Genomic DNA, 23,648 nt, shown 5'->3' on the forward strand with positions numbered 1-23,648 from the left:
GTTTATTAGTTTGTAATTGAACAAGAAAATGTAGAAATTCTCTTCCTAACATAACCAAATGAAGAAAACTTGATAAATTCTATGGATCGTATTGTTAAAACAAATTTACTATTGATAATAAAGACAATATTTCCACTTCCAAAAAACTACTTATTTACTCATTTATAATTAAGATAAAAATGGAGAAATATCGAAGTTAACTTAAAGAAATGTATTCTCTAGATTCAAACAAAGCGGATTTTAATAACTCCCGACCCTTCATATGTTTACGATAAATAATAAAATTTAATTTTATAAAAACAATTTGATCAATAAGATATTTTGTAAACTTTGAATTACATACCATAAAATTCAATCTCCCTGATAAACTTGTCATAAATCCAAATGCTCTTCCAATCTTGATTCGCAACACATGGCATTAGCGTGTTGCATATAGACTTCCTATAAAGCCGTTGGGAAGAAGGAGTTTATATTAAAATCAGGAACGAATAATGAACCAACAACGTCAACTAAGCTGGAAAATAGCAGCTATTCTAGGTACATCTTTTGGCTTTAATGCACACGCTGCAGAAATGGTCAGGGTCGATGATGATGCATTACTCCAACAGAGCCTCATCGCGCAGTCGAAGAGTGTTGCCCCACTAGAATTAGGTTTTTCTGAAGTAAAACGGGTGGTACTGCCCAATGGAAAAACAAAAGTACGCTATCAACAAACTCACCTAGGTTTACCCGTCTTTGATACTTCGGTTGTGGCCACCCTTTCCAAGAACCAACCCACTCAAGTATTCGGTTCCATGGCACAAGGGATCAGCGGTGATCTATCCAGCATCGCGCCAAAACTGAATCAGGAACAAGCGATTGAAGCTGCTATTTCCTCTCACCGCACGTTTACTGTCGGCAAAAAGTCGATTGAAAACAAAAATGCAAGGCTCATGGTGAGACTGGACGAGAACCAAACCGCACAAATGGTGTATCTGGTCGATTTCTTTATCGCTTCCTCTTATCCAGAACGCCCTTTTTACTTTATTGATGCCATGACTGGCGATGTGCTCCAAAAATGGAATGGTTTAAACCATGCTAAATCGTCTGGTACTGGCCCCGGTGGTAACCTTAAAACCACTCGATATGAATATGGCAGTGACTTCCCTAGCTTTCCCATCGACAAAACAGGCACGACTTGTAAGTTAGAAAATGAATCAGTTAAGACAGTCGATTTGAGGAACGGAACGTCCGGCAGCGCAGCCTACAGCTACAACTGTGCCGACGGAACCAACTACACCGATCATAAGTACATTAACGGTGCTTACTCGCCTCTTAACGATGCGCACTACTTCGGTAATGTCGTGTTTGATATGTACAAAGAGTGGATGAACACCTCGCCTTTAACTTTCCAGCTGACGATGCGAGTTCACTACAGCTCGAATTACGAGAATGCGTTTTGGAATGGTTCATCAATGACGTTTGGCGATGGTGGCAGCACCTTTTATCCGTTGGTCGATATTAACGTGAGTGCTCACGAAGTCAGCCACGGGTTCACAGAGCAGAACTCGGGGCTTGTTTACAGAAACATGTCGGGCGGTATGAATGAAGCCTTCTCCGATATTGCGGGCGAAGCGGCTGAATACTACTTGCGTGGCAATGTGGATTGGATTGTGGGTAGCGATATATTCAAATCGGAAGGTGGCTTGCGTTACTTTGACCAACCATCAAAAGATGGCCGCTCGATTGATCATGCCTCTCAATACTACGACGGTTTGAACGTTCACTTATCTAGCGGTGTTTATAACCGCGCCTTTTACCTTTTAGCGAACAAATCGGGTTGGGATGTGCGTAAGGGCTTCGAAATATTCACAGTCGCAAACCAACTGTATTGGACGGCAAACAGTACCTTTGATGCCGGTGCCTGTGGCGTAGCAAAAGCTGCAGCAGACATGGGCTATGTGGTTGCCGATGTTGAAGATGCTTTTAACACCGTAGGCGTGAATGCAAGCTGTGGTGTCACGCCTCCAACTGGCAATGTATTAACGAAAGGCACACCGATTGCGAACCTAAGCGGGAATCAATCCTCAGAGAGCTTCTACACCTTCACTGTAGATTCTGCATCAAACGCGACGGTTTCAATGTCTGGTGGTTCAGGTGATGCCGACCTTTACGTGAAATCAAGCAGCAAGCCAACGACATCGAGTTACGATTGTCGCCCTTATCGTGCTGGCAACAATGAGCAGTGCAGTGTGAGCGCGCAACCGGGCGTGACTTATCATGTGTTGCTACGTGGGTACTCTAACTACTCTGGCCTCACATTGCGTTTAGATTGAGTTAGAACGTACCGTGAAGGTCGCAACCAATAACAAAGCCTACTCACATGAGTAGGCTTGATTGCTTATTAACAGGCTGGCTTATTAACAGGCTGGACTGCTCTAGAGACTTAGACGACTGATTAAGAAGCCACATTGTTCACGCAGACAGTTTTAAGATCTCACTGGTAAACAGTTCTCTTAGCCATCGGTTCACGATATCGTCGTTACGGTTGCTGTGCCAATACACACTCAATGATGGCTTGTTGTATTCGAATGGCAGTTCAAACATCTTTATTTTTTCTTCATCGAAATACGCTTTCGCCACACTTTTAGGGAAGGTTGCGATCCAATCACTGTTGTAGATGGTCTCTGAGAAGTCAGCGATCGAATTCAGCTTTCTTGCTACTTTTCGCTCAGAAAAGATTGGGCTGTGAAACTCGGAAAGTTGATTCACTCGGTAGTTATCATGTGTGAGTGTTACATGCTTTTCTGCAAGGTATCGCTCTAAGCTGACTTGCTGGTCGATGTTCGAGTGGTTTTGGCTACACACGATACACAACTCATCGCTCCATACCTCTTGGCTTAATAAGGTTGGATGTGCGCTGGTTAAGTCGACAACAAGGTCGATCTTTTTCTCTCGAATGTCGGTCGCCATGTCTTCTTTGATGTTAACGATTTCAATCACGCAGTCTGGTGCTTCTTTCTGAATCCTATCCAGAACTTGCGGCAGCGTCACACTGCTTGAAATACTCATCGCGGCAATTCGAAACGTGTAACTGCACTCTTTCGGTTCAAAGTCGTGTGTTTCAGGCAATGAGTGAGAGACAAGTTTGTGCGCTTGCTTAAAGATTGGGTATAAATCGTTAGCAACAGGTGTCGGTTCAAGCGTGTACGATTTTCTAACGAATAGCAGATCACGATACTCGTCTCGAAGCTGCTTCAAGTGAGCACTGAGGCTGGGTTGTGAGATGTTAAGCCGCTCTGCTGCGTACGTTAAGTTTCCTTCTTCATATATCGCAATAAAGTAATAGATGAGGTTCAGATTAAATCGTTTCATTCGAGCCCTTTAGGCGGTCATTTATATGAATAAACGGAGAGTTAATATCGTTTAACTTACCCTCTATTATCGTGTTCAATTTCCATCATTCAGTTATGGTCATGACAGTTCATTGTAAAAACACCGAGTACAAATAACACGAACTAGTACGGTAGGATCGAACCAAATAGCAAAGGAAACAAACAAAGCGAATAAGCAAGGTATTGGTTTATATAGAGATATAGGATTTCCTGATATCAAGTATAGGCGTGGCGTTATATTAGAACGCAGATGACTTTGACATAATTATCCGTTCCTAAACAGACACGTGTAGAAATAGATAATGATTAACCGATTTGCAAAACCGATAATAATCTCAATGAGCCTTGTGACCTTATTTGGTTGTGTGGGCAGCAATGCCGTAACCGGAAAACTAATGGAATTTAACGTGAAAGCCGTTGATAACCGTTACGCTCGTGGTGGCCTAAACATGTTACTTGCCCCTGCTTACGGTATTACCGTTGCCGCCGATTACATCGTATTTAACTCACTGGAATTTTGGACGGGTAAGAACCCAATCAACAAAAAACCACACATCTTTGACACCAAAGTGGATACCTACATTGATGTTAATGACCAACTGGATGACAGCCTAACAGAAGCGCCTATCGACCCGCTGGCAAAGCATGTGATTGACCACAGTGAAATGAGAGTGATCAACGAAGACCAAATCGCAATTGAGTTAACTTACAACGACGGTTCTCACGCGACATTAACGGGCGAACGCTTTGGCGATGAAGTTCACTACTCTATTGATAACCAAGTTATCGCAAAAACAAGCCTGGAAGAGATGCAGATGTACATGGCATCCGCAGAGCAATCTCAGGGCTAAAGCGCTTATATAACGCCGCTCTGTAATGAGATAATAGATACACCAACAACAGTCAGTCTTTATAAGCATTGCCGTTCGCTTATAAACATAAAAGGGTTAGCCAAGCACTAGCCCTTTCTCTTATCTGCCCTATATAAGCCAACAGATACCCTCATACCTAAGCGCACTCTTTTGAACGTACAGACCTATATACACAGCCTATACAGTTAATAATTTTGTTAATTAACTACTGATTGGTTTATAAATTTGGATATATCAAGTCGTCACACACTTAATATTTTATAAATTACTTAAATTGAGATCCTGTGCTGCACAACGAAATAAAAATCAGCTGTCTAACTTTTAAACACATTCACCTTACTGATAGGTTAATCCTTATAGGGCAAATGCTCTATTAATGATAAAAATTAAAATAAGGATTATTTATGAGACCATCTTTCTCAATCAGTATGATGCTTGCAACAACAGTGGTTGGCTTCCAGTCCTATGCAAACAATATCGACACGACAAACGCACTCTCTCTTTCAGAGAACTCCTCAGCACAAAAGCAATCTTTGGCGTTGCAAATCAGTACCCGCTACTCTGATCTTGAGCTTTCTTTAAAAGACCAGATAACAGAAAAACAGCTGTCTACACCGATAGACAAGCTTAGCTCAGACAAGCCCTACTCCGCGTTTTCAAGCAAAATGCAGAAAGCCGATCTTGGTTATCGCACGATGAAAGGGATCAACGACTTCAGTGACTCTGTGTTAGAAATTCGCATGGCTGATGAAGCGATGATTGAAGCTTGGAAAAACGGTGAGAGCCCGCTGTTTGCTTTCGAACCATCAGGCGATGATTCAAACTGGCAATACATCGAAGCTTATGATGTGTATGGGCAAGTTCACGAACTAGACGTTTACCAAACACCAGACGTTCCTGTGTTTGTTATTGATAGTAACGGCGCAGAAGAACTCAAAGCAGGCCTAATGGCGATGCAGACTGAGATGAACAAACTAGGTACTGAAACTCAAATCAATGCCAACAGTGATAAAATCAGCGCCCACAAGTCTCAAAAACAGCCTTTAATGAATAAAGTTCGTCGCTCTATTTCAGAATCTGAACCTGAAGAACTGAACACCACCCAATTGTCTAAGATTCGTTTGGCCATTGATAGAGAACCGTGGATCTCTGGCAAAGCTGAAATCTACGCTATTGTCACTGGGGTTAATGCAAGCCGTATAGAACCACAGATCGACCTGGTTGAGATGCCTTATCTGGATTACGACAAACAGACATACTACCCAAATCAAACGGTAATCTTCTGGCCTCGCTACCGTTGGGGCGCAGCAGATATGATTTTGATGGAGCACGATGACGGCACCGATTATAAAGCGCTAGCCAAACTGCTAGTTGAAGCCGCAGAAGAGATATTGAAGATGATTCCAGATCCTGAAGTTCAGGGGTATGCGATCATTCCTCAAATCACAGGTAAGATCATTGATGTGATTCCTGAAGGCGTATTAGTGAATGATGATGACTTCGTAGACGTGTATTACACCTTAATGCAAAACACTCCTTATGTTGATCGCCCGGGTGCTGGCGGTAATGCGGTTGCTTCGTTCACCCCTGTTACGATTTCACCGACAGAGTAAATCGATCCTTGTTTAGTTAGGGCTTAATCACACAAGCCCTAACTCTTCATTATCAAAGGTGGCTAAAACATAAGAGACGTACTGAGAAGCTGGTTACAGGGAGTAATCAAACACAATGATATCGTCTAGAAGCGGACGAAACACATCTTTCAGCGCATCATGCTCTGGGTGTGGAAGGTAGTTCTGACGGCCTTCTTCATCAGCGAACGTCATTAGCACCGAATGGGTATAACCTTGGTTCTTGTTTTCTGGGCTGTCGTTTAGCCCCCACTCGACTGAAGTTACGCCTTCAACCTTACTTGGCATCGCTTCAAACAGTCGTTTCAGTTTCTCTATTTCAGATTCTTCTGCATCTTCTTTAAACTTAATCAGCAAAATATGACGAATCATTCCCGTTTCTTTTCGATTCATTGCTAGTCCTTTTCGAGTCTTGTTTACTGGTGTGTCATTCGAGCACACACCCAGTCGCAAGTTAACGTTAATAGAAAAACAAAATGCCACAGGTTACAGATACTGCCAAGGCTAGATGGCTGAATTTTATAAAAGACTCTAAAACGAAAAACGCTGTACCCGAAGGCACAGCACTTCTCATGACAATGGTAAGCACGTTTAAAGTGGTAAGCACACTTTAGACGTTAATCACGACGACCTGTAAGTTGGATCGGTTGGTTTTGATCAACATTCTTTTGGAATTGGATTCCACCATTAGAAGCTTCATTTCGTCCTTCCAGTACTGGCTCAGATTCAACACGCTCAGCCTTTACTTGATTACCTTCACTTCTCGTCATATCGAGAGTACTCGCATAAGTACCGTCAGCCGCGAAAGCTGTGTTCATTGATAGAGCCATCAATCCAAGTGCGATTAACTTGTTCATACATCACCTCGTTGTATTTTTAATTCTTTGTTCGTTTGGTATCTGTGTTTTTGTTGGAGTAACTTTAACAATCGAACATGGACCATTCGAGGAAAAGCAAGATTTACCAAATGGAAAATCAAGGGATTAGCGAAGTTCTGACGCTGTGCTGTCTTAAAAGTTTGGTATTACCACTATGATATTGAGGTCACATAATTTCTGCCTATTAAGGACCGATTTGGAGAGCCTGTGGACCTCAATCTAGATATTCAAAATATCCTTGTTATAAAGCGAATGTATGAACTGCGTAATGTTAGCTTAGTGGCGGAGTCATTAGGTAAAACGCCGGGGGCGATCAGTAAAAACCTAGCCAAGCTCAAAGCCCAACTCGGTGATCCTTTGTTCATTCAATCTAAGCAAGGGTTTGAACCCACAACATTTGTTGAAAGTAATATCGGTAATTTTGAACAAATACTCAGTAGCATCGAGTCCATAAAACACCAAGAGTTTTCCCCAGAGTCCTACCAAGGCGACATAAAGATCTACGCGAATACGCTATTTTGGGAGCGCTTTGGCTCGAAGCTCTACTTTGCTTTGAGTAAACAAGCGCCGCACGCAAACTATTCATTTGTTCGATGGGGAAGCAATGTTAAGAACCGATTGATTGACGGCGAAGAATCAATCGCGGTTCACTACTTTGATGAAACTATGCCGCAGTCGATTTCTCAAGTGGAGTTCGGAAAAGAAAAAGTGGTGTTCTTTGTAAGGGACGATCACCCCGCGCAAGAGTTCGAATCACTCGCAAACTTTCCAACGGTTCTATTTAAAACCCCAGGGTGGAATGACAACAAGTACCCGATCCTTGAGCGCCTGAGAAACATCGGGTTTGATGTAACTCCGAAAGTAGAAGTCGACCACCCTGCGATGATTCACGATGTAGTCCTCAAGTCTGACTATTACGGCATCACACTCAGTGGCAGCGTACCAGAGGGCTGTCGCAGTATTGACCTGCCTGAGAAACTGCTCATTGATGTGAGCTATGTGATGAGCTGCCGCCGTTCGCAACAAGATGCACCGTTAAATCAGTGGTTATTACGCATACTGAAAGCGACCCTGAAAAACAAACAAGCGTAGTTTAAGCCCTAATGGATTAGCGATTTTAAGGTCCAAAAGAAAAGGCTCCCGAGGGAGCCTTTGATTATATTTCTAGTGACTATTCGCTTATGTTTTTATTCTAAAATGCTTCTTCGAGCGTTTGTTCATTCTTTTTTCCTGCTTGTTTCTCGCTTATTTCTACCTCTTTCAAGCGCGCAGTAAAGTGTCTTAACACTGGCGGTTCATAGGTAAAGTCGAGCCCTTTCACTTTGCTTGCGTTCTCTTTCACTTTTTCGAACGCTTCAATAATGAAATCCATATGGGTTTGCGTATAAGTGGCACGTGGAATGGTTAAGCGCAATAACTCTGCAGGGCATGGATGTTGCTCGCCCGAGGCAGGGTCGCGACCTTGCAGCAAAGAACCAATCTCAACCGCTCTAATGCCCGCCACTTTATACAGTTCACACGCCAAAGCATGCGCCGGGAATTGGCCTGCTGGAATATGAGGAAGCAGTTTACCCGCATCCACAAACGCAGCATGACCGCCTGCTTGTTGGCACACGATACCTATCGCTTCTAAGCCATCGACTAAGTACTGAACCTGACCAATACGATATTCCAACCAGTCTTGACGCATGCCGTCATAAAGGCCAACCGCAAGGCGTTCCATTGCACCGCCCTCTAAGCCACCATAGGTTGGGAAACCTTCTTGTACGACACACAGTGTTCGACATTCTGTGTATACATCCATGAAAGAGTCGTCTTTAAAGCACAACAAACCGCCCATTTGTACCATCGCGTCTTTCTTGGCAGACATGGCTAAACCATCCGCGTATTTGTAAGACTCACGAGTGATTTGTTCGATAGTCCAATCTTGATAACCGGCTTCTCGTTGCTGAATGAAGTAAGCATTTTCAGCGTAGCGTGCCGAGTCCATGATCACAGGAATATCGTACTTCTGAGCGATTTCATAAACGGCTTTTAGGTTGGCGATAGACACTGGCTGTCCACCAGCAGAGTTACAAGTAATGGTGCTCACAATGTAAGGAACATTTGCCACTCCCGCTTCTAAGATCGCTTCTTCCAGCTTCACCACATCGAAGTTGCCTTTGAAATCTGCGTTCACTGAGGTATCAAACGCTTCTTTGGTATAAACGTTTTTCGCCACACAGCAATTCACTTGGGTGTGACCTTGTGTTGTATCGAAGAAGTAGTTCGATAAAGCGACCATTTTGCTGCGGTCGAGTCCCTTTTCCATTTCACGCTTCTTAATCAAAACAGGAATGTAAATCTGCTCTGCGCCACGCCCTTGGTGAGTAGGAATAGTCAGCTCATAACCAAAGATATCTTTCACCGCATTCGACAGTGCGTAGTAACTGCGACTGCCACTATAAGCTTCATCACCCATTAGCATCGCGGCTTGCATACGCTGAGTAATAGATCCTGTTCCACTGTCTGTCAGTAAGTCGATAAACACATCATCACTGTCGAGCAAAAATGGGTTCATTCCTGCTTCGACAATGGCTTGCTCACGATAAGCGCGAGTCGTTCTTTTTACTGGCTCTACAACGCGAATACGAAACGGTTCTGGTAGATGTTTGAAGTTTTCCATAATAATACCTTTCAGTATATTCCGGTTAGGTCCAAATATACTTTCTTTAGATGTCACGAATCCTCACCATTAAATTAATCGGTCCGTATAAAGACACACGAAGAATTAACAGTGAAAATAAACAAGTTAAATAATGACTTATTAATCAAACCTAAACAGACGCTAAGATAATTAACGAAAACGACAAAACAACGAACACCCTGCACGGAATAATAAGTGCGACATTCATGTGTTCAAAGGTTATCAAAGCTGCTGATAGGTAAACAAAGCACGCTGCTTTGCTGGCGCGTGACGCCTAGAGGGTACTACTCTGAAGAAAGGTGGAACGAGAGCTGATGATCTAAAGTATACCAAGCTAACAGGGTTAGCCATGTTGTTGATTGCCATTTCAGATACATGTTCACAATATATCCCTACGTTGAAATCAAGATGATCCGAAATTTAAATATAGTGCAATTGTTTTATAAATAAAGCATAGAAAAGTATAAATGTGATCAATATTTATAATGGTAATTAAAGATGATGGCGTGTTATATAAACTGTGATTAGCATCAGTTTATATACTATTAAACTAGTTCAAAGAGAGAGCTAATAATTGTGGCTACTTTTTAAATTCAATGATCTCTAGCAAAGGACAAAGGTAGCTATTTCTATAAAGGTCACCTTCTAAAAATCCGAGCTCTAAAACTCTCCGCTCTAACTAAATAAGATAAGCTTTAAAAATTAAGATTCTGATGAGGCTCAAACCTCACCAGAACCGTATTGCAAACGCAGTCATAGGTTACTTTTTCTTCACGACTTGCTTGATGGCCATTTCAGCCAATTTTGGGGTCGCTGCTTTCAATGCACTAGGGGCAACCTTCTTACCCGCATTGACCGCTTTATTCAGTTGGCCTTTAACCGATGTGCCTCTTTTCATGGCTTCCAAACGTTGGCGATTTCTCTGAACGTTGTTTGCATCAGCAATACCCTCAATCAACGTCTGCCTTAAAGTATCTAAACCAAACTGTACCTTTTCTGGCGCAATCGCCAGCGGTAATGCAATATCGGGTTGTAGCAGTGTTTGATTGTATTCGAGCGCTTGAGCAATGATCTTCGCTTTGGCCGATGTTGGATTCTCTAAGTCATACGGCGGTTTCCACTCGTCTACAGGCTTTAATCGGTCTACCTGATTGACAACCGAGACAACTATCGGCTTCTTACGTGAGATATTCTTAGGATCATCATAGAAAGCGTCAAACCTATCTTTCAACTGCTTATCCAACTCACGTGCAGACTGATTGGCTTTTAGTACCCATAGCACCACATCGGCTTGGGTCATCTCTTTCAACATTAAGGCTTCAGTTTTAGGGTTGCCATCAAGCCCTTGAAGATCAACAACGCGAACATCATTGTCGTCGACAAACGCGTTGTATACCGTTGAAGTGTCGGTTGATGGCAGTACATCGACTTCAGCAACCAACTCTTGCTTGAGTGCATTGATAAGTGAAGATTTACCAGAACTGGTTTGCCCCACCAACACGATTCGCACAGGCTCTAACTCAGGAGCAAAGCGTTTCTCATCGGTTTCAGACACATCCGACGCCCTTAGAGCTTCGTCTTCAATGCTGAACCGTCCGCTGTAGAGATCAATCGCAACCGCAGCGACTTCATCTAACAAGGCTTGTTTAGCGGCGTATTGCATGTCATCAACCACACCTCTTGTCATCGATGCCGTCGCCTGTTCTCGACCCAAATCGGAAATCACTTTTAGCGGATTCAAATATAGGTTTTTAAGATGGTTGCCCCAAATAGCCGCTTTGAAGATCTTCTGACCTAGCTCGCCGTATTTATCATAAGCTTCATAGCCCGCTTTGATGTAGGAAACCTTAAGATACTCAATGCCGGGTATATGCTCTCGCACTACCAACTTGTAACGTCGACTTACTTCTTCGAACAGTTTTAGCCCTTCAGGAATCGAAAAATCGAGCGATTTCTTATCAAACTTTTTCGCAACGAATTCAAGTACCTCTAAACCGGTTTGGTCTAGGTTGCCCCACTCTATGTCGACCATTAATTGTTGGCGTACATGATGTTTTGAATCATTCCAGATCGACAGTTCTTTTTGAGACCAATCAGTCGAAGCCTTAACCAATGCATCGTTGATATCAGCTTTTTTATGTTGTGATTCAGCTTCAGCAATATCCTCGCCAAGGTCATCGCTCTCTTTATTTGGGAAGGGCTCCGTACTTGAAGATCGGCTTGAAGAATCGCGTGAAGAACGACTAGAAATGTATAAAGGAATGGTAAATACCAATGTACTCACGGCAATGGCAATCGACATTTCCAACAGATAGCCGTATTTGACGGCCAAAAACAGGCCAAAGCCCATCATGATGAGGCTTGGGAAGATCGCCGAAATCAGAGCAATACCCCAGCGGCCACTCGATAGCACCGCCAGTAATCGAAATAAGTTTCTAATTTTCTTCATAGCCCGACGCCGCCTTACCTTTTTTCAGGGATTCTTTGTAGATCTTCTGCATCTCTTGTTCAGACACTTCTTCGCCTTTGTTCTTATGATAGAAGTAAAAGCAGGCCGCGCGACCTAAACCATAAGAGGTGCCGAAACTCATTGCCGCAGCAGCAACCGCGCCGACCGTTTGACCATAAACGGGAATCAGCTTTATCAACTGTCGAGTACCCAGTTTCATTCCATATTGCACAGCAAAGCTGCTTCCCAGAGTACCTATCAACTCACTAAAGACTCTCTTGTTCCATTCAACACCATATTGGTTTGCCAAGCTATGAAGCATTTTGGCTTGAATCGCAGGTACCGATACCAAGCCAACACCCGGAATCAAATCACTGGCCGCTGCACTTCCTGCGTACCAGAGCACTTCGTTTTCTACTTGGTCAAAGTTGGCTTCTTCTTGGGTGGAATGTTCTTTGTCGACGACCATCATTCCGATAACAGGAAGCATATTAGTCAGCTGTTCAATCAGGGCTTCATAATTGTAGATTACGCCACTGTTGTTGCTCTCGTCATCCGTTTCGAAATCCACTGCGACCGATTCAAACCCTTTACCCCAAACCTTTTCTACTTGGTTGGTGTTGAACTGAATTTGCCTTGCTCGATCTGTTTCACTGGAAGACAACACAGCGGTATGAACAAGCAGCAAGTGTTTAATCTTCTTCTGTTTCTTAATCTGTTTTAGAGCAGCAAGCACGGCGGATTGTTCAGGCTCGTCGGCTTTCATCACCACAACGAGCGCATTACCTGCCTGACCAATCTCTTCCAGATCTTCTTTCGCATCATAATTCGCTTCACTTAGACCTCTGGTATCGAGAAAGCGCATCACGGGTTTGTCTTGCGGAAACTCATATGACATCGCCGTCATGGTACACGGAGCAAATCCATTGCCGACTTCAACAGAAGAGTCACCAGTAACCGCTTGAATAAACGATGACTTGCCCGCGCCCGTTTTGCCCAACAGCCACAATGTAGGAAGATGCTTACGCTGATATTCATGGGCCTGAGTAAGATCAGGATTCTTGCTCGGATTAATGAAGTCTTTTATTTGATCAAACATGTTTAGAGTAACGCTCACTTGATGTTGAGATTCGGGTTGATGACAAAGCAATACTGACTTATATAACCACAAATCATATTAAACTTATGTTTGTTCAGTCGCACAGGTTTACAATGCCTAAACGCTTGTTTTTATTTGCGCACTCATTTTTATAGACGCTTTTTTATACGTACGGGTATCATCGTATTGATTCACGTACCTAACGAACATCAACAAACACAGAGAGCTCAAAGAGAAGTATGGAACAAATTTATTTAGCGGGTGGTTGCTTGTGGGGTGTACAAGAGTTCATTAAGTATGTGCCTGGCGTGATCAACACAGAAGCGGGCCGTGCCAATGGAAGTTCTCAAACAAAGGATAACCAAAGCAAACCAAGCGAATACGATGGCTACGCAGAATGTGTACAAATTGAGTTTGACCCAAGCCTCACTTCAGTAACCACGCTAATGGGCCACCTCTTTGAGATCATTGACCCGTACAGTGTGAATAAACAAGGTATCGATGTCGGAGAGAAATACCGAACTGGCGTATACAGCACTAATGCCGAACACTTAACAGAAGCTAAGTGTTATATCGCCGCGCGAGATGATGCCGACCGTATTGCTGTTGAGGTGTTGCCATTGACCCATTATGTTGCCAGCGACAACATCCATCAGCATCACTTAAGTCACTTCCCTGAAGATCATCACTTATGTCATATCCCTTGGGATCTGCTGCATAAATACAAATCATAGTGAACGCCCAAGATCGATAAAGCCTCAACAAGCATTAGCCGTTGAGGCTTTTTTGGTTTTGATTGGTACGAGCTATTGTGAACCAATTCGATAACTCATACCATTAAGCATTTAGCGTTAATAAATAAGTTACTTAGTTGTGTTCTCAAGTACGTAATCTGGACCTGCTGTTTCAGCGGTCACAACTGAGAGTTTAGACACATCTGCGCCCTCACCTTGGTAAGCATTCAGGCCATTCTCGACCGTTACTTTTGGTAGCTCAACCGAGTAGCTTTCAATCAGTTCAGAGCCTGTGACTTGACCAACGTAAGTTTCGTCCGTGTAAGATGCGCCAACTAGCGGGAAGTCTTGAGTAGCACGAACACTTACAAACTCAGGTGATTGCGAGTTATCAACCACGTTGTGTTTGAACGCAATATCAACACCGGCATAAATGCCTTCTACTTCTGCGTTATTAAACAGGCTTACGCGATGGCTTTGATTACCGTAAACAATGCCCCACTCCGTATCGACTAGAGAGTTGTTTTCGATGGTGATGTTTTTCGGTGTCCATTGCTTGTTAAGCTCTTTACCTTTCACCGATTGATCTAACTGCTCGCCATTCGCGACATCAATGATGCCCGTGTTAATCACGATACCACCACGTAAGTCAGCGTTACCTTCAATCACACCATCACGGCCACGAGTGTTAGCAATGTAGTTGTTGCGGATCACATGATCTTCATCGTAGATACGAATACCGCCGGTCAGGCGCTTCTCGTTACCCAAGATCATGTTGTTCTCAACCGTGTTGCCTTTGCCGTGACGCAGTGAAATCAGTGCCGCACTTTGGAAGATCGTGTTGCCTGAAATCGTATTGTCGCCCGACTTAATAGAGATAAGCTCACGCTCACCATCCATATCGATCATCAGGTTGTTCACGAACTTGGAGCTTGAATCCCACTGCGAAGACTTAGAGTCACCGATACGGATCGCTTCCCAGCTGTTGCCGTTGTAGCGAATTGCTTCTTTGATATCGAACTCATTAAACTGATTTGGCTTTTGATCCATAAAGATATTGTTCGCGATCAAGTGGTTGTCTGACGTGTCATCCTTTTGAACGCCAATCAAAGTGCCGCGCTTTTGCTTACCTTCGAAACGGTTGTTGATCACTTTGCCGTCTTTACCCCATAGAGAAACCCAAAGGTACTTTGGATACTCAGAGCGACGCTCATCTGGCTCGTACGTGTAATAGTGGTTGAAGTAGTAGAATGTTGAGTTTTGTAGCGTGTTGCTATTACCCATCATACGTACTGCGCCAAAACGTTCGTTTGGACCGCCTTCCGTAAACACTAGGCCATCAAGCGTGATGTCATCACCTTTCAATTCAAACTGGATCAAGCCAGTGATCCATGCAGAACCCGCCTGCTCAGCTTTGATAGTGATGTCATTCGCGGTAATTGTCACTTGGCCTAAGTTCGCGTATTTACCGTTAGGGATAACCACTTCGTCGCCATCTTTTAGGTTTTCAAATTGTGCTTTAAGTGCAGCCACGTGTTCTTCTGAAGCAACATCTAGTGTATTGCCATCAACCTCAGTTAAGCGGTCACTGCTTAGTAAGTAACTACGATCGATTTCGCTGATCGAAGGCACCGCTTGCTCAACCGCGCTGATCACGGGTGCTGCTTTTTCTTGAGTCGTGCAGCCTGTCGCGAAAGCTAACGTAAACGCGCTAATAATGCTTACCGAAATTAATTTTTTCTTCATTTTACATCTCACATTAAATAATGGATTACCAAAATAACGGCCACCCAAACTGGTGACCGTTTTATTAAAGTTTTCTTTGTTTGAACTTATAATTTCTTAAGACTTGTCGTCTTATTGAAAGCCGTATCTCTTGAGGGATAAGAACTTAGCTTGCAGCTGGTGTTACTTCGTCTTGCTTCTCGACCTTGTCATCCACCGCTTTAACAAGCAGCAAACCAACAGAGAATACAATCAAGCCACAAAGAACGAACACCATGCGTCCCCACATTGGGTTAGGCAGTACGAACATTGTCATCACGCCCACACCCGCAACTGCGATAAGTGAACCCAACATACGACGTTGCTTGTTATCCAGTTTCTTCTGCTCGTTACTTTCAGCAACCAATGGTGTCGCTAGGTTGTTGAAGAACTTGTCTACGTCTTTCTCACGGTGCTCAGCAAGAGGCTTGTAGAACAGTGTTGATAGTACGAAGAAGCCAGCAGTAAATACGATGTGACCGATAAGGCCGATAGCCACTTTCAGGTCAGCCCATTCACGGCCTGTTAGCTCGTTTAGACCGAACCAGTTTTGGATCATGTCAGCTGTGATAACGAAACCTACGAAGTAAGAAACCACACCACCTACAACTAGCGTGCCCCAACCTGCCCAATCCGGTGTTTTACGGATGAAGAAGCCACAGAATGCTGGAATCGTCATTGGGAAGCCGATCAATGCGCCCACGTACATCATAGTGTCGAAAAGGCTCAGACCTTTAAGAGAGTTGATGAACAGAGCAACCAAGATGATAGCGATGCCGAAGAAAGTAGACGTTAGTTTAGAAACAACCATTAGCTCTTTTTCGTTCGCTTTAGGGCGAAGAATCGGCTCGTAGAAGTTCTTAACGAAGATACCTGAGTTACGGTTTAGACCAGAGTCCATTGAAGACATGGTTGCTGCGAACATAGCGGCAATCAGAAGACCAACCATACCTGCAGGCATGTATTCTTGAACGAAGTAAAGGTAAGCGAAGTCAGCGGCTTTGCTGCCAGCTTCAGGGTAAGCGGCTGCTAAATCAACACCTTGACCAGCCATGAACCAAGAAGGCATGAACCAGATGATTGGACCAAGCGTCATTAGTACACATGCAAGTAGAGCGGCTTTACGTGCGTTGTTTGAATCTTTCGCAGCAAGGTAACGGTAAGAGTTAAGCATGTTGTTGGTGATGCTGAACTGCTTTAAGAAGATGAACACAGCCCAGATGCTGAAGATGCTCATGTAGTTAAGGTTGTCACCCGTGATGAACGAATCCGTTGGGAAGTCGCTAACGATCTGTGTAACACCGCCACCGTGGTAAATAGCAACGACTGCACATGTCACCGTTACTGCCATGATGATAACCATCTGCATAAAGTCAGATGCGATTACCGCCCAAGAGCCGCCCGTCACTGACATGACCAGTACAACCAGACCCGTAAGGATAATCGTTGTTGTCATATCAAAGCCGAAGATACCCGATGCGATGATCGCTAGACCATTCAACCAAATACCTGCTGAGATAACGCTGTTTGGCATACCAGACCAAGTGAAGACTTGCTCATTCACTTTACCAAAACGCATACGAATCGCTTCAATTACCGTAACAACACGCAGTTGGCGGAACTTCGGAGCGAAGTAAAGGTAGTTCATTAGGTAACCGAACGCGTTAGCAATGAAGATAATCGCTACCGCAAAACCATCGGTAAAAGCTTTACCTGCGGCGCCGGTAAATGTCCACGCACTGAACTGGGTCATAAATGCTGTTGCACCTACCATCCACCACAGCATATTACCTCCCCCACGGAAGTAATCACTTGTCGTACTTGTAAACGTTCTAAACATCCACCCTATCGCAATTAAGAATAGGAAATAGATGCCAACTATCAGGGTATTGAGTTCCATCTTTAAGACCTTTTTATTTATGTTTTTTGTTAGGGTCACTATAGATAGATGGCAAGTGTATTTGTACTACAATAATTTAAATGCGTGACAATGATCTTACAGTCTGACTCTCAAGTAATCATACAAGTGATCGAGTTCAAATTTGCACCGCCTGGGAGCACCTTTTCATCAACTTAGTGCAGACTCCAGCGCCAGAAACCCACAAAAACCCCGTAAAATAAGAACAAAGTCACTAAAATACTGATAACAGACGTTAAAAACGGTTAATCGTTACGGAAAATTTTTATATGAGAACAACGGAAACACCGCGTGATATAGTTTATAAAAATGAATAAACACGACACGTTTGTATTACAAATATAGCGAATTTATAGTCAGGTTTTGCTTTGAAAAGTTCCCTTCATTAGACCGCTAATAATGAAAACTTGAAAACCACTAATAGATACTGACAGTTGGCCATTGAAGTGAAATGCTTTTAACACACCGGTTACACTTTCCCCTGTCCAATAAAAAGGTGTCATTATGAAGAAATACATCCCTATATTGATTGCTCTTAGTACGATGTCTTCTATGAGTTATGCAGCTACACCACGCGAAGATGCTGTCGACTATTTACAGATGCGTAAAGGCTTGGCTTATCAAGTAAACCATTCAAAACCCTTTACTGGTCAGTTTGAAGAGAAGTTCGATAACGGACAAGTCGCGACCCAAGCTCAATTTGCCGACGGCCTAGAACTTGGTTTAGAAACCAGTTGGTATCCAAATGGCCAAGTCGCTTCTAAAGTGAATTACGTTAAAGGTGAATTACAAGGCAAGGCAGAAACCTGGTATCCCAACGGTCAGAAGAAAGCCGAGCTCAACTATAAAGACAACGAACTATCGGGTGTTGCCTCTCGATGGTATCCAAATGGCGAGCAAAGCCTAACGGCAGAATACAGTGACGGACAAAAAGATGGTCTGGTGACTGATTACTACACTAATGGCAATAAAGCGAGCCAAGCGAAATTCAGTGACGGTGAAATGGCGAACGGGAAACTGACTCACTGGAACTCTAACGGCGACAAGGTCGAAGAACTGACGTTCAAAAACCAGAAAATTACGTCAAAACAAGTGTGGATGCCGACTCAAAGCTAGGTCTGCATAATAGCTAGATTCGCATAAAAGCTAGATCGGCTTAGTCGCTAGGTCTTCATAAAAACTAAGCCTACTTTATGTCGCTTATAGAGAGATTCGTAACCTAAAACATAGCCACAAAAACTCATACTATGGTTCTTAGATAACCTTTCTCTCAAACAAATCGACACTAGAAACGAGCATTCATGTAAACCGACGTGAATGCTCGTATTTTTTTGCCCCTAGACAGTGCCTTCCCTCTCCCGCTTGTTGTTTTCCTTTCTCTTCCAGCTGACTTCCAACAATCGCTTAGTGACAAAATAACCTATTAGTGACAAAACAATCACCAATAGTCATTGAAATAATAAATATTTAACTTGTTAATAATCATTTTATAAAATACTGTTAGCAAACGTTTCCGTTGCGAGTCAGATCTCATTTTTCGTTCTCATAAGCTATTTAACACGCAAATAAGAGAAACACGATTCCAAATACGTTGTTGAGTAATATTGTTTGCTTTGGTACCCGTCTATGAAAATTAAAACTTCCCTAATTAGCCTTGTTTTTTTATCCATCCTGTCTTTACTGATCGTGGTTTCATGTACAGAACTGGCCAATCTAAAACTGATCAAACTTGAGAAAACGCTGATCAAGGTAAAGTCACTCGAAGTCTCTATGCTTCAGCTCAATCGAACAGAATTAGAGCTTCTGATAAGCCACGATAAAACGCTCAAGCTAGTGTTTGCTCAAGAGTACTCTCACTTTCAACAACTGATGGGCGGTTTCTCAGTCTTGCTTAAAGAGTCTGATATCGCAGTCCCTGAGTTAGAGAAGTTGACACTTGAAGTAAAGCAATACAACAAAGACTTCTCGTTAATGGTCGATGCCATCGACCGCAACCCCGCCAAGGTCGCTGAACTGAAATCAGAAATGAAAATGCTGTTTGAAGATATCATCTCTATATTCATCAACGTTGAAGGCCGATTAGAACAGCAAGTCGAATCGATTCAGCAAACCATTACCACCTTCATTGTAAGCTCCATTATTACCGTCGCTGCATTATTGATGGCGCTGTCTTTCGGCATCTCATCTCGCGTAGCAAAGAAAATAGCCTCGCTGAACTCAACCATGATGCTCGTTGCTCAACAACGCGACTTTACCGTAAGAGCTGAAGACAAGGGATCGGATGAGATTGCCGATATCGCAAAGGCATTTAATACAGTCCTCACCGATATTCGTCAGCTTGTCGGCCAAGTTCAGGGCTCTATTCAAGAGCTCGGCAATATTTCGAACCAGCTACAACACGACGGAATGGAAGTTGAAAGCGCGCTAAACAAGCAGCAGCAACAAACTGAGAACATTGCGACCGCGATAAACCAGATGGGCAGCAATATTCAAAACGTAGCAACCAACAGTGAAAACGCCTCATCCAATGCGCAAACCAGTTTCGCTACGGCGAACGAAGGTCTAAATGATGTGGCATTCACCAGAGACACCATCAATACCCTTTCGACTGATCTTGTCAGTGCCAGTGAAGAAGTGAATCGCCTTTCTGTTCACTCAGAGAAGATTAATACTGTATTAGAAGTGATTAAAGACATCGCAGAACAAACCAACCTACTTGCTCTTAATGCAGCCATCGAGGCTGCTCGCGCGGGAGAACAAGGCCGTGGCTTTGCGGTGGTCGCTGATGAAGTAAGAACGTTGGCTGGCCGAACACAACTTTCTACTGAAGAGATCTCAAAGATAATCCAAGGCGTTCAGGACCAAACACAAACGGTCGTAAATACGATTCAAAGTTGTTGTGAGAAAGGCAACAGCAGCGTCGACTCTTGTGAGACTGCGCATTCAAGAATCACTTCTGTTATCGCAGACATGGAAACGATTTTAAACAACAGTTTGGAAGTGGCGAATGCAATGAAAGAACAAAGCGCTGTTACCTCAGAGATCATTGAAAACGTGGGTGCCATTAAGCAGCTAACATTAGCTAATGTAACGGGAGCGTCGAAAAACGCCGCTTCTGCAACGTCTGTGGTAGAACAAACCGACTCACTTGAGCGAGCTGTCATCAACCTAAGAGCCTAGCTTTTAAACCGCGGTTTACACGCTTATTGAGCCTCAAACGACTCTTTACTCAAATTCCAGATAAAAAAACGCTCATGTTGCCTGTATCAACATGAGCGCAAGGGCAGATCTTCGACTACCATCTCCTACCTTTCTAAACGAAAGCAGAAGTTATAATTAGAATAGTTGGGAGCAATAATCAAAATGCTTTCGCAAGCACTTCAACGATTTCTTCTTTGTCGCTGATGAGAACAAAGGGTAACTATTCGAACCCTGTTCATTCCTATCAAGTTCGTACTCATATAGCAGGCTATGTCACTGCCTTGCCTACTACATTTCAAACCTTCTCTGATTGAGCTTTAAATCACCTCAAGTAAATGCCTCATGCTTTTAAAGCGGTTGGATTTAATCCATTTCGCTTCAAGACCACTCTTACTTATTCGGCTTCACACCGTCTGTTCATACAATCAACATAGCAAAGTTATGTGTTGCTACAGAAAGCTAGTAAATAATAATGTATTACAAATAAAAATAATATCTAAAGGTTCAATTCTTTGTTGTAGCGCACATTTATTGACAAACAAAACTCTTCGAAATCATTATCAACAGCCAAATAAGTCGCTAAAAATCATCAACTTACTAGATCAACTCAACTTTGTAACCCTTTGTAAATAATGGTTTTATCACTACAACACGATCTAATTCACAGATCATCACGCCTCGGATCGTTACCATATTTGTATTATTTAAATGCAAATCTAGAATTGAGGAAAACTTAATAACCTCAACCACTGGATGCAATGAAAGCTAGAACTACTCTATTTGGCTTGAGACTTAAGCCATTACTAAACCTATAAATATGGAACTAATACCATGAATAAAACTAAAATCGTGATTGCTGTGGCATCTGTATTAACTGCTGGCTCTGTATCAGCGGCGTCTTTCGATGTAAGACACGAATACAAAAGTCATACAGATCAACACGCTACTCGTGTAAAACTTGGCGATAGCATTGGCAACTTCCTTGTAGATATCGAAGCAAAATTCAAGGGAGAAGACGGTAAATTCATGGAAGATCTAAAGAACAATGGTTGGGAACTTGGTCTAAATTACCGCCATGTTCTCAACGATAACTGGACAATGACTTACGGTATGCCAATTGAAGGCCGTGAATCAGGCGTTACATATAAGCCTCAAGTTCGTGCAACATACAAAGTGGATAGCGTTGATGGTCTAAGCCTAAGTGCTCGTTACCGTTACGATATGAGACAAAACACTAGTACTACTGAGTACCAGATCGACGATAATGGTGACATTGTCGGTGTTGAGAAAAACATTGAAAACCAACGTCGCCATCGTCTAACGGCAAACGTTAACTACTCAATGGAAAACTGGCGCTTTGGTCTAGAAGGTAACTACTACAAAGCGGATGGATATGACATCTACGACAACGACGATACCAACTACGAGTTAAACGCTAGTATTCGTCACATGATGGGTCAGTGGGCACCATATGTAGAGTTTGGTGATGTGAGCACTTCATCGACTAAAGCGACTCGCGAACTACGTAGCCGTGTTGGTCTAACTTACAGCTTCTAATCGATAGCTATATGAATAATCTAAGATAATTACTGTCCTAATTTTCTAAGACCTAAACAAAAGCCAGCTTAATGAAGTGACCCCGTAAAGTTGGACATTTCTGTTAAGCGGCTTTCAAGGCCTGAGTTCGATATTCTATCGGAGTCAGGCCTTTTAGTTTCACTTTTATACGTTTGGTATTGTAGTACTCGATGTATTCTTTAATTTGCTCTATCAGAGCATCTGCATCTTCAAAGCTTTGGTTGTGATACATCTCTGTTTTGAGTAAAGCAAAAAAGTTTTCAGCAACCGCATTATCCAAGCAGTTACCTTTTCTCGACATGCTTTGCGTTAACCCACTCTCCGCTACCTTTTTCTGATACTGTCGATGGCGATATTGCCAACCTTGATCGCTGTGTATAATTGGCTTTGAGTTGGGTTTCAGCTTTGATATAGCCTCCGTCAGCATATCCGTGACAAGCGGCAAGCAGGCATTTTGGGCCACTCTATAAGCAACCACTTCCTGAGTAAACAAGTCGACAATGGGAGACAAGTATACTTTCTGCTCTTTGACTTTGAACTCCGTGACATCAGTTACCCACTTTTCGTCGGGTTGAGTCGCACTAAAATCTCTTTCAAGCACGTTGGGAGCTGCTGTTCCAGACTCTCCTCGGTATGAACGATACTTTTTAATCCTGACTGTCGATTTAAGGTTCAGCTGAGCCATAAGTCTTTGAACCGTTTTGTGATTAAGCACGACCCCCTGATTTTTTAGTTCCAAGTGAATACGGCGGTAGCCGTATCGACCCTTATGTTCATGATAAATTGACTTTATCAACCGCAGCTCACGTTCGTAGCTATTTGGGCGCTTGCTCGTTTGAGCCTGATAATAAAAGACACTTTTTGCCAGCTGTAGAGTGTGCAGTAAGTGCTTTAGTGGGTACTTGCCTTTAAGAGTTAGAGCTATGACCGCTTTTTCTTTGTTCGACGGTTTTTTTCCTGCTCCAACTCTTCCAACTTTTTTAGAACGGCATTCTCGGTTCGTAAGTAGACCAACTCCTCTTTTAGCTCCTCAAGCGTCATTTCATTATCAGGCTTAGTGGTACGTTGAGGTTGCTGTTTCATTGAGGGTCTTCCTTTCTGGCGCATTTTGAGCCCTTTGATACCCAGCTCATTAAATCGTTTGAGCCAGACAGAGAGTATCCCAGGGGATGAGAGGTTTAATACAGCGCTAGTGTGCGTGAGAGACCATTCATTCGTCCACATTAAATTCAATGCTTTTCGCTTTGTCTGAGCAGAGGCAGCATGCTTAGTTGGTAAAAATGAATCAGTACCATGGATGGCAAAGACTTGAGCCCAATACCGTATCTGTCTTGAAGAGATTGAATATTGTTTTGCTAAGCAGAGAGATGACGTGCCATCTAAATATTGCTTAGCAATGATACATTTTAGCTCTCGGCTATATTTGGACATAAAAAGACCCCCAATAATTGGTGTCCAACTATT

At 43.0% G+C, this 23,648-nt stretch carries 18 protein-coding genes; 8 read left to right on the top strand and 10 right to left on the bottom strand.

Annotation, left to right across the window (positions count from 1 at the left end; genetic code table 11):
• The first annotated feature begins 491 nt into the window (after nt 1-491).
• Complete coding sequence (locus tag OC193_RS08960) at nt 492-2,315, top strand: M4 family metallopeptidase (RefSeq protein WP_048662179.1); 1,824 nt, start codon at nt 492-494, stop codon at nt 2,313-2,315.
• Between the two features lie 139 nt (nt 2,316-2,454).
• On the opposite strand, the gene OC193_RS08965 is transcribed toward OC193_RS08960, so the two are convergent.
• Nucleotides 2,455-3,354 carry a LysR family transcriptional regulator gene (locus OC193_RS08965; RefSeq protein ID WP_048662178.1) on the bottom strand — a complete coding sequence of 300 codons (900 nt, stop codon included), beginning with the start codon at nt 3,352-3,354 and terminating at the stop codon, nt 2,455-2,457.
• Nucleotides 3,355-3,676: 322 nt separating this feature from the next.
• Between OC193_RS08965 and OC193_RS08970 the strand changes: the two genes are divergently transcribed.
• Nucleotides 3,677-4,225, top strand: a complete 549-nt coding sequence (locus OC193_RS08970; RefSeq protein WP_026084404.1) for a DUF3332 family protein — start codon at nt 3,677-3,679, stop codon at nt 4,223-4,225.
• Between the two features lie 425 nt (nt 4,226-4,650).
• Nucleotides 4,651-5,859 carry a DUF3103 domain-containing protein gene (locus tag OC193_RS08975; RefSeq protein ID WP_048662177.1) on the top strand — a complete coding sequence of 403 codons (1,209 nt, stop codon included), beginning with the start codon at nt 4,651-4,653 and terminating at the stop codon, nt 5,857-5,859.
• A 93-nt stretch (nt 5,860-5,952) separates the two neighbouring features.
• Here the strand turns inward: OC193_RS08975 and OC193_RS08980 are convergent, their stop codons facing one another.
• Together OC193_RS08980 and OC193_RS08985 are read right to left on the bottom strand one after the other, a co-directional pair.
• Nucleotides 5,953-6,270 (bottom strand): Dabb family protein, encoded by a 318-nt coding sequence (locus tag OC193_RS08980; RefSeq protein ID WP_170960825.1) that lies wholly within the window; start codon nt 6,268-6,270, stop codon nt 5,953-5,955.
• A 224-nt stretch (nt 6,271-6,494) separates the two neighbouring features.
• Nucleotides 6,495-6,734: a hypothetical protein gene (locus tag OC193_RS08985; protein WP_048659496.1), complete on the bottom strand. Its 240-nt coding sequence runs from the start codon at nt 6,732-6,734 to the stop codon at nt 6,495-6,497.
• 228 nt (nt 6,735-6,962) lie between these two features.
• Here OC193_RS08985 and OC193_RS08990 point away from each other — a divergent pair, with 228 nt between their 5' ends.
• The gene (locus OC193_RS08990; RefSeq protein WP_048659497.1) at nt 6,963-7,847 is read left to right on the top strand and encodes a LysR family transcriptional regulator; all 885 of its coding nucleotides are present in this window, start codon (nt 6,963-6,965) and stop codon (nt 7,845-7,847) included.
• Nucleotides 7,848-7,947: 100 nt separating this feature from the next.
• On the opposite strand, the gene tnaA is transcribed toward OC193_RS08990, so the two are convergent.
• The 3 genes from tnaA to OC193_RS09005 all read right to left on the bottom strand — a co-directional run bounded on the left by tnaA (nt 7,948) and on the right by OC193_RS09005 (nt 12,989).
• The gene (tnaA, locus tag OC193_RS08995) at nt 7,948-9,420 is read right to left on the bottom strand and encodes a tryptophanase (RefSeq protein WP_048662176.1); all 1,473 of its coding nucleotides are present in this window, start codon (nt 9,418-9,420) and stop codon (nt 7,948-7,950) included.
• Between the two features lie 781 nt (nt 9,421-10,201).
• On the bottom strand, nt 10,202-11,890 hold the full coding sequence (locus OC193_RS09000) for a GTPase family protein (RefSeq protein ID WP_048662175.1): 1,689 nt from the start codon (nt 11,888-11,890) through the stop codon (nt 10,202-10,204).
• Nucleotides 11,877-12,989 (bottom strand): YcjF family protein, encoded by a 1,113-nt coding sequence (locus OC193_RS09005; RefSeq protein ID WP_048662174.1) that lies wholly within the window; start codon nt 12,987-12,989, stop codon nt 11,877-11,879. The genes OC193_RS09000 and OC193_RS09005 overlap by 14 nt, the downstream gene beginning before the upstream one ends.
• A 239-nt stretch (nt 12,990-13,228) precedes the next feature.
• Between OC193_RS09005 and OC193_RS09010 the strand changes: the two genes are divergently transcribed.
• Nucleotides 13,229-13,723 (top strand): peptide-methionine (S)-S-oxide reductase, encoded by a 495-nt coding sequence (locus OC193_RS09010; protein WP_048662173.1) that lies wholly within the window; start codon nt 13,229-13,231, stop codon nt 13,721-13,723.
• A gap of 129 nt (nt 13,724-13,852) precedes the next feature.
• On the opposite strand, the gene OC193_RS09015 is transcribed toward OC193_RS09010, so the two are convergent.
• Together OC193_RS09015 and OC193_RS09020 are read right to left on the bottom strand one after the other, a co-directional pair.
• Nucleotides 13,853-15,469 carry a polysaccharide lyase 6 family protein gene (locus tag OC193_RS09015; protein ID WP_048662172.1) on the bottom strand — a complete coding sequence of 539 codons (1,617 nt, stop codon included), beginning with the start codon at nt 15,467-15,469 and terminating at the stop codon, nt 13,853-13,855.
• Nucleotides 15,470-15,614: 145 nt separating this feature from the next.
• On the bottom strand, nt 15,615-17,387 hold the full coding sequence (locus OC193_RS09020) for a sodium:solute symporter family transporter (RefSeq protein WP_048662171.1): 1,773 nt from the start codon (nt 17,385-17,387) through the stop codon (nt 15,615-15,617).
• Between the two features lie 522 nt (nt 17,388-17,909).
• Between OC193_RS09020 and OC193_RS09025 the strand changes: the two genes are divergently transcribed.
• The 3 genes from OC193_RS09025 (at nt 17,910) to OC193_RS09035 (ending at nt 22,163) form a co-directional block, all read left to right on the top strand.
• The gene (locus OC193_RS09025; protein ID WP_048662170.1) at nt 17,910-18,521 is read left to right on the top strand and encodes a toxin-antitoxin system YwqK family antitoxin; all 612 of its coding nucleotides are present in this window, start codon (nt 17,910-17,912) and stop codon (nt 18,519-18,521) included.
• Between the two features lie 510 nt (nt 18,522-19,031).
• Nucleotides 19,032-20,585, top strand: coding sequence for a methyl-accepting chemotaxis protein (locus tag OC193_RS09030; RefSeq protein WP_048662169.1), 1,554 nt, complete (start codon nt 19,032-19,034; stop codon nt 20,583-20,585).
• Nucleotides 20,586-21,437: 852 nt separating this feature from the next.
• Nucleotides 21,438-22,163 carry an oligogalacturonate-specific porin KdgM family protein gene (locus OC193_RS09035; protein WP_048659506.1) on the top strand — a complete coding sequence of 242 codons (726 nt, stop codon included), beginning with the start codon at nt 21,438-21,440 and terminating at the stop codon, nt 22,161-22,163.
• Nucleotides 22,164-22,266: 103 nt separating this feature from the next.
• Here OC193_RS09035 and OC193_RS09040 read toward each other — a convergent pair whose 3' ends face one another.
• Nucleotides 22,267-23,109: an IS3 family transposase gene (locus OC193_RS09040; protein ID WP_123961588.1), complete on the bottom strand. Its 843-nt coding sequence runs from the start codon at nt 23,107-23,109 to the stop codon at nt 22,267-22,269.
• Nucleotides 23,106-23,615 carry a helix-turn-helix domain-containing protein gene (locus OC193_RS09045; RefSeq protein WP_048662683.1) on the bottom strand — a complete coding sequence of 170 codons (510 nt, stop codon included), beginning with the start codon at nt 23,613-23,615 and terminating at the stop codon, nt 23,106-23,108. Before OC193_RS09045 ends, OC193_RS09040 begins: the two co-directional genes overlap by 4 nt.
• Between the last annotated feature and the right edge of the window lie 33 nt (nt 23,616-23,648).

The sequence above is a fragment of the Vibrio crassostreae genome (genome assembly GCF_024347415.1).
GTDB classification, from domain to species: domain Bacteria; phylum Pseudomonadota; class Gammaproteobacteria; order Enterobacterales; family Vibrionaceae; genus Vibrio; species Vibrio crassostreae.

Coding starts and splice junctions, on each gene's coding strand:
- OC193_RS09045 (WP_048662683.1), bottom strand. CDS start 23,615: ATGTCCAAATATAGCCGAGAGCTAAAATGTATCATTGCTAAGCAATAT.
- OC193_RS09025 (WP_048662170.1), top strand. CDS start 17,910: ATGAAGAAATACATCCCTATATTGATTGCTCTTAGTACGATGTCTTCT.
- OC193_RS09000 (WP_048662175.1), bottom strand. CDS start 11,890: ATGAAGAAAATTAGAAACTTATTTCGATTACTGGCGGTGCTATCGAGT.
- OC193_RS08980 (WP_170960825.1), bottom strand. CDS start 6,270: ATGAATCGAAAAGAAACGGGAATGATTCGTCATATTTTGCTGATTAAG.
- OC193_RS08975 (WP_048662177.1), top strand. CDS start 4,651: ATGAGACCATCTTTCTCAATCAGTATGATGCTTGCAACAACAGTGGTT.
- OC193_RS08970 (WP_026084404.1), top strand. CDS start 3,677: ATGATTAACCGATTTGCAAAACCGATAATAATCTCAATGAGCCTTGTG.
- OC193_RS08965 (WP_048662178.1), bottom strand. CDS start 3,354: ATGAAACGATTTAATCTGAACCTCATCTATTACTTTATTGCGATATAT.
- OC193_RS08985 (WP_048659496.1), bottom strand. CDS start 6,734: ATGAACAAGTTAATCGCACTTGGATTGATGGCTCTATCAATGAACACA.
- OC193_RS09015 (WP_048662172.1), bottom strand. CDS start 15,469: ATGAAGAAAAAATTAATTTCGGTAAGCATTATTAGCGCGTTTACGTTA.
- OC193_RS09020 (WP_048662171.1), bottom strand. CDS start 17,387: ATGGAACTCAATACCCTGATAGTTGGCATCTATTTCCTATTCTTAATT.
- OC193_RS08960 (WP_048662179.1), top strand. CDS start 492: ATGAACCAACAACGTCAACTAAGCTGGAAAATAGCAGCTATTCTAGGT.
- OC193_RS09030 (WP_048662169.1), top strand. CDS start 19,032: ATGAAAATTAAAACTTCCCTAATTAGCCTTGTTTTTTTATCCATCCTG.
- OC193_RS09035 (WP_048659506.1), top strand. CDS start 21,438: ATGAATAAAACTAAAATCGTGATTGCTGTGGCATCTGTATTAACTGCT.
- tnaA (WP_048662176.1), bottom strand. CDS start 9,420: ATGGAAAACTTCAAACATCTACCAGAACCGTTTCGTATTCGCGTTGTA.
- OC193_RS09010 (WP_048662173.1), top strand. CDS start 13,229: ATGGAACAAATTTATTTAGCGGGTGGTTGCTTGTGGGGTGTACAAGAG.
- OC193_RS09005 (WP_048662174.1), bottom strand. CDS start 12,989: ATGTTTGATCAAATAAAAGACTTCATTAATCCGAGCAAGAATCCTGAT.